This is a genomic window from Actinotalea sp. JY-7885 (genome assembly GCF_014525465.1).
GTDB lineage: Bacteria > Actinomycetota > Actinomycetes > Actinomycetales > Cellulomonadaceae > Actinotalea.
The window spans coordinates 1-6,032 of the sequence record NZ_JACEXH010000183.1 but is presented as its reverse complement, the minus strand read 5'-3'; the positions used below and the strand labels follow the sequence as shown (position 1 = coordinate 6,032).

The 6,032-nt window shown below is 73.2% G+C and carries 5 protein-coding genes; 1 reads left to right on the top strand and 4 read right to left on the bottom strand.

Annotated features, from left to right (window positions below; all coding sequences use genetic code 11):
- Nucleotides 1-432 (top strand): Rv3235 family protein (locus tag IDM29_RS14035; protein ID WP_255500276.1); only part of this gene is annotated, 432 nt, incomplete at its 5' end.
- Between the two features lie 50 nt (nucleotides 433-482).
- Here the strand turns inward: IDM29_RS14035 and secA are convergent.
- From secA to IDM29_RS14015, 4 genes are all read right to left on the bottom strand, one after another.
- Nucleotides 483-3,431 (bottom strand): preprotein translocase subunit SecA, encoded by a 2,949-nt coding sequence (gene secA / locus IDM29_RS14030; RefSeq protein ID WP_182111718.1) that lies wholly within the window; start codon nucleotides 3,429-3,431, stop codon nucleotides 483-485.
- Between the two features lie 154 nt (nucleotides 3,432-3,585).
- Nucleotides 3,586-4,836, bottom strand: coding sequence for a winged helix-turn-helix domain-containing protein (locus tag IDM29_RS14025; RefSeq protein WP_182111719.1), 1,251 nt, complete (start codon nucleotides 4,834-4,836; stop codon nucleotides 3,586-3,588).
- A gap of 45 nt (nucleotides 4,837-4,881) precedes the next feature.
- The gene (hpf, locus tag IDM29_RS14020; RefSeq protein WP_182111720.1) at nucleotides 4,882-5,517 is read right to left on the bottom strand and encodes a ribosome hibernation-promoting factor, HPF/YfiA family; all 636 of its coding nucleotides are present in this window, start codon (nucleotides 5,515-5,517) and stop codon (nucleotides 4,882-4,884) included.
- Between the two features lie 285 nt (nucleotides 5,518-5,802).
- A partial coding sequence (locus IDM29_RS14015) for a ComF family protein (protein ID WP_255500275.1) occupies nucleotides 5,803-6,032 on the bottom strand: 230 nt, incomplete at its 5' end.

Below are 6,032 nucleotides of genomic sequence, written 5' to 3'. Positions count from 1 at the left end.
GCCCCGCAGGCCGCCGCACGAGCCGCCGAGGCCGTCGCGCCGCTGCTGCGGTGCGTGACGTCGCCCGTCACGGAGTCGCTGTGGCCCGTCGCTGCCCCGGCGCCGGTCGAGGCCTCGCCGTCCGACCCCGCGCGGTTGTGCGGCGCGGTCGTCCTGGCGGCCGTCGAGTCGCTCGCCGGCGGCCGGCCCGTGCTCCAGCTCGCGCGCTGGGTCAGCCCCGCGGTCTTCGAGCAGCTCAGCCGGCGCTGCCCCGCCGCCGTCGCACCGCCCGCCCGGCGCCCCACCGTGCGCAGCACCGTGGTCTCGCGCGTGAGCCGGACGGTCGCCGAGGCGAGCGTGGTCGTGCACGACGGCACCCGGGTCCGCGCCGCGGCGGTCCGCATGGAGCTGCGCCGCGGCGCGTGGCGCGCGACGGTGCTCCAGATCGGCTGAGCCGCCCGACCCGGCACACGGGTCGAGCGGCTCAGCTCAGGCGACGCGGGTCAGGCGACCTCGTTCTTCCCGTGGCAGGCCTTGTACTTCTTGCCGGACCCGCACGGGCACTGCCCGTTGCGCGGCGTGCCGGGGTACGTCTGGCCGTCCTTCTCGCTCGGCCCCGCCTCGGCCGTCACCACCGCGGTGGCGTCGCCGTCCACGCTGGGCGCGGAGTACTGCAGCGGGACCCGGCGCTCCGGGCCGTCGAGGCCCTTGGCGATCAGCGTCTGAGCCGGCGACGAGGTCGCGCCGGCGGCCGCCCTGGTCCGGCGACGCGCGGCGGGGACCGGGGCGTCGTCGCCGGGGACGTCGTCCTGCGGCACATCGTCCTGCGGCACGCCGTCGGCCGCCGCGCTGTCCTGCACCTCGAGCGGGGCGTCGCCGGTGGCCGGCGCCGCGGCGGCCGCACCCACGAGCTGCGGGCCGCCGGGCTGGGCGCCCACGCTCGCGGCCGGGTCGGCGACCTTGACCTCGAGGTTGTACAGGTAGGTGACCGACTCCTCCTTGATGCCCTCGGTCATCGCGTTGAAGAGCTGGAAGCCCTCGCGCTGGTACTCGACCAGCGGGTCGCGCTGCGCCATCGCCCGCAGGCCGATGCCGTCCTTGAGGTAGTCCATCTCGTAGAGGTGCTCGCGCCACTTGCGGTCGAGCACCGAGAGCACGACGCGCCGCTCGAGCTGGCGCATGTTCGCCGAGCCGAGCTGCTCCTCGCGCTGCTCGTACGCGTGCCGCGCGTCGGACAGCAGCTCCTCGAGCAGCAGGTCGCGCGTGAGCCGCGTGGCACCACCGGCCTCCTCGACGACCTCCTCGGACGTGATCGAGACGGGGAACACGACCCTGAGCGCGGTCCACAGCGCCTCGAGGTCCCACGACTCGGGCGTGCCCTCGGCCGTCGCCCCGTCGACGTACGCGGTCACGACGTCCGTCACGAAGTGCTGGATCTGGTCCTGCATGTCCTCGCCCTGCAGGACGCGGCGACGCTCGTCGTAGATGACCGTGCGCTGGCGCGAGAGGACGTCGTCGTACTTCAGGACGTTCTTGCGGATCTCGAAGTTGCGCGCCTCGACCTGCGCCTGGGCGCTCTGGATGCCGCGGGAGACCATCTTCGACTCGAGCGGCATGTCGTCGGGGAAGCCGGCGCGGTTCATCATCGACTCGGCCAGGCCGGCGTTGAACAGCCGCATGAGGTCGTCGGTCATCGAGAGGTAGAACCGGGACTCGCCCGGGTCGCCCTGGCGGCCGGATCGCCCGCGCAGCTGGTTGTCGATGCGCCGCGACTCGTGACGCTCGGTACCCAGCACGTACAGCCCGCCGAGCTCGACGACCTCCTCGTGCTCCGCCGCGACGGCGGAGGTGGCGGCCTCGAGGGCCGCGGGCCACGCGGCCTCGTACTCCTCCGGCTGGTCCGCGGGATTCAGGCCCTTCTCGGCGAGCGCCGCGACGGCCATGAACTCGGCGTTGCCGCCGAGCATGATGTCGGTGCCGCGGCCGGCCATGTTCGTCGCGACGGTGACGGCGCCCTTGCGGCCCGCCTGGGCGACGATCGCGGCCTCGCGCGCGTGCTGCTTGGCGTTGAGGACCTCGTGGGGGACGCCCTGCTTGCGCAGGAGCCGCGAGAGGAGCTCGCTCTTCTCGACGCTCGTCGTACCGACGAGCACGGGCTGGCCCGCGGCGTGGCGCTCGACGATGTCGTCGACGACGGCCTTGAACTTGCCCTCCTCGTTCTTGTAGACGAGGTCGGGCTGGTCGACGCGCTGCATCGGCCGGTTCGTCGGGATGGGCACCACCCCGAGCTTGTACGTGCTCTGGAACTCCGCCGCCTCGGTCTGGGCGGTGCCGGTCATGCCGGAGAGCTTGTCGTACAGGCGGAAGTAGTTCTGGAGCGTGATCGTGGCGAGCGTCTGGTTCTCGGCCTTGATCGCCACGCCCTCCTTGGCCTCGATGGCCTGGTGCATGCCCTCGTTGTAGCGACGGCCGGGCAGCATGCGTCCGGTGTGCTCGTCGACGATGAGGACCTCGCCGTTCATGACGACGTAGTCCTTGTCCTTCTTGAAGAGCTCCTTGGCCTTGAGGGCGTTGTTGAGGAACCCGATGAGCGGCGTGTTGAGCGACTCGTAGAGGTTCTCGATCCCCAGGTAGTCCTCGACCTTGGCGATGCCCGGCTCGAGGACGCCCACGGTGCGCTTCTTCTCGTCGACCTCGTAGTCGACGTCCGCCGTCAGGCGCCGCGCGACCTTGGCGAACTCGCCGTACCACTTGTTCGAGTCGCCCGAGGCGGGCCCGGAGATGATGAGCGGCGTGCGCGCCTCGTCCACGAGGATCGAGTCGACCTCGTCGACGATCGCGAAGTGGTGGCCGCGCTGGACGAGCTCCTCCGGCTTCCACGCCATGTTGTCGCGCAGGTAGTCGAAGCCGAACTCGTTGTTCGTGCCGTACGTGATGTCCGCCGCGTACTGCTCGCGCCGCTCGGCCGGCTTCTGGCCCGCGATGATGCAGCCCGTCGTCAGGCCCAGGAACCGGAACACGCGGCCCATGAGGTCGCTCTGGTAGCTCGCGAGGTAGTCGTTGACCGTGACGACGTGGACGCCCTTGCCGGTCAGCGCGTTGAGGTACGCCGGCAGCGTCGCGACGAGGGTCTTGCCCTCACCGGTCTTCATCTCGGCGATGTTGCCGAGGTGCAGCGCCGCCCCACCCATGAGCTGGACGTCGTAGGGCCGGTGGCCGAGCGTCCGCTTCGCGGCCTCGCGCACCGCGGCGAACGCCTCGGGCAGCAGGTCGTCGAGCGTCTCGCCGTCGGCCAGGCGCGCCTTGAAGCGGTCGGTCTCCTCGCGCAGCTCGGCGTCGCTGAGGGCGCTGAAGCTGTCCTCGAGGGCGTTGACCTGGTCGGCGAGGCCGCTCAGCCGCTTGACGATCCGGCCTTCGCCCATCCGCAGGACCTTGTCGAGGATCGACGGCACGCGTTGCTCCAGACTTCTCAGAGACCCGTGCCGGGCGGCGACGAGCCGATGGTCGAGACAGACCGACGTCCATCGTAGGCGAGGGCGGCGCCTCGCCGGGCACGACGCCACCCGGTGAGCGTGGCGGGCCGTCCCGGGACCGGTCGCGGCCGGCTCACGCGAGCGCCCGCAGCGCCCCCGCGAGGTCCCCCGGCGCGCCCTCGGGGACCCGCACGGCGTCCAGCCCCAGCCAGGCCGCGAGCGCCCGCAGCTCCGTCGCGAGCTCCGTGGCGGTCTGCGGCGGCGCGCCCGGCTCGAGGTGCGCGGCCTGCACCAGCAGAGTGCCGCGGGCGCGGTCGGCCTTGAGGTCGACGCGGGCCGCGAAGCGGTCGTCGAGCAGGAAGGGCAGCACGTAGTAGCCGTGCACCCGCTGGGCCGCGGGGACGTAGATCTCGATCCGGTACCGCATGCCGAACAGCTCCTCGAGCCGTCGTCGCTCGAAGACCAGGGGGTCGAAGGGGCTCAGCAGCGCACGCCCGGTCGCCCGGCGGGGCAGCTCCGCGTCCCGGTGCAGGTAGGTCGGCCGGTCCCAGCCGTCGACCCGCACGGGCACGAGGACGCCCTCCTCCACGAGCTCGGCGACCCCGGCGCGCACCGCCTCCGGCCGCCGGATGCGGAAGTAGTCGGCGAAGCAGCGGGCCGTGCCGATGCCGTGCGCCCTGGCCCCGATCGCGAGCAGCTCGCGCACGGCGTCGGCCTCGTCCGGCTCGGGGCTCGCGAGCACCGCCGGCGGCAGGACGCGCTCCGTGAAGTCGTAGCACCGCTCGAAGGCGGCGTTGCGGCGCGCGGAGGTGATCTCCCCGGTGAAGAAGAGGAACTCCAGCACCCGCTTGGCCACGGTCCAGTTCCAGCCCCACTCCGTGCGCGCCACCGCGACGCCCGAGGCGTGGAGCTCGTGGACCTCGCGCGCCGTGACCGGCCCCCGCTCGCGGACGAGGGCGCGGATCTCCTCGACCACGCCGGAGTGGCGCAGCGGCACCTCCTGGATGGTCCCCCAGGCCTGGTTCAGGTAGCCCCGTTGGCGCCAGCCGTGCAGGCGGTAGGTCGTCGGGGGCACGAACGAGGCCTCGTGCGCCCAGCACTCGACGAGGCGGCGCGGCGGCCGGGACGAGGCCCGGTCCAGGAGGCCGACGTCGTACGCGCCCAGCCGGGAGAACGCGGGCATCAGGTGCGCGCGCGCGACCACGTTGACCGAGTCGATCTGCAGCAGGCCGAGCCGGTCGACGACGCCCTGGAAGGCCCGCATCGTCACGGGAGAGCCGGGCTCGGGCCGACGTCGGTCGAGACCCTGCGCGCGCAGGGCGACCCGACGCGCCTGGGCGAGCGTGAGCCGTTCCGGACGTGCGACGGGGCGCGAGGTGGGCATGGTGGCCATCCTCGCGCCCCGCACCGACACGCCGGCGTCGACGCGCTAGACGGCCTGGACCGCCGGGGCGTTCACGGGGGCGTCGAGCCGGATGACGCCGTAGCTCCACCCCCGGCGCCGGTAGGCGACGGACGGCAGGGCCGTCTCGGCGTCGATGAACAGGTAGAAGTCGTGACCCACCATCTCCATCTCGTAGAGGGCGTCGTCGAGGGTCATCGGCTCGGCCTGGTGCAGCTTCTCCCGGATGACGACGGGCGAGTCGCCCCACGTCGTCTCGACGACCTCGCCGGGCGCGGGAGCCGGCTGCTCCGGCTCCTCGACGGGCGGCTCCTCCTCGATCGGGCGCACGTCGACCGGCACCGCCGGGACGGACTTGTGGTGGTCCTTGCGCCGGTCACGTGCCCTGCGCAGCCGCTCCATGAGCTTGGTGGTCGCCGCGTCCAGCGCCGCATAGGGGTCGTCCGCGCACGCCTCGGCACGGATGACGGGCCCCTTGCCGAGCACCGTGAGCTCCACCCGCTCGGCCACCTCGGCCTGGCGCGGGTTCTTCTCGTGGGTGACCTCGACGTCCACGCGCATCGCACGCGGGGCCAGCTGGGTGATCTTGGCCAGCTTGTCCTCGACGTGGCGGCGGAAACGCTCGGGCACCTCGGTGTGGCGACCGACGACGACGATCTCCATGGTGAACCTCCTGGAAACGGGGCGGTGCGTGCACCGCCCGGCGGACTGCGGGGGACGCCCTCATCGGGCGGACGGCGCGCACCACCTCCCTCGTGCTCCGGCGGGCGTGGCAGGGGGCCACGTCCGCCCTCGGCGAGCGCACCACCCCGGTGGGTGGGCCTGCGCGCCGGGCGGGAACGGCTCCATGTACTGACGTTAGTCCTCCTGTGACCAGGACGTGAACCGACGGAGGTCCCGGTGCGCGGGCCCGCGGCGTCCTGGTACGGATCGTCCCGAGATGCCCCGTCAGGAGGTCGCCGCAGGCGTCGAGGCCACCACGGCACCGGCCCCGCGGGGCGGCGGCGTGGCGGCGAGGACCAGCGCTCCCACGACGAGCGCACCCGCCGTCGTCAGCGCGTCCGCGCACGCGCGCAGCGTCGCCCCGGTCGTCACGACGTCGTCGACGAGCAGGACCCAGGCCGGCCCGCCGGCGTGACGCCCGAGCGCGCCGGGGCGCACGCGCACCGCCCCGGCCG

Excerpts from the sequence above, each read along its gene's own strand:
- hpf (WP_182111720.1), bottom strand. The coding sequence starts at position 5,517 with ATGGAGATCGTCGTCGTCGGTCGCCACACCGAGGTGCCCGAGCGTTTC.
- IDM29_RS14025 (WP_182111719.1), bottom strand. The coding sequence starts at position 4,836 with ATGCCCACCTCGCGCCCCGTCGCACGTCCGGAACGGCTCACGCTCGCC.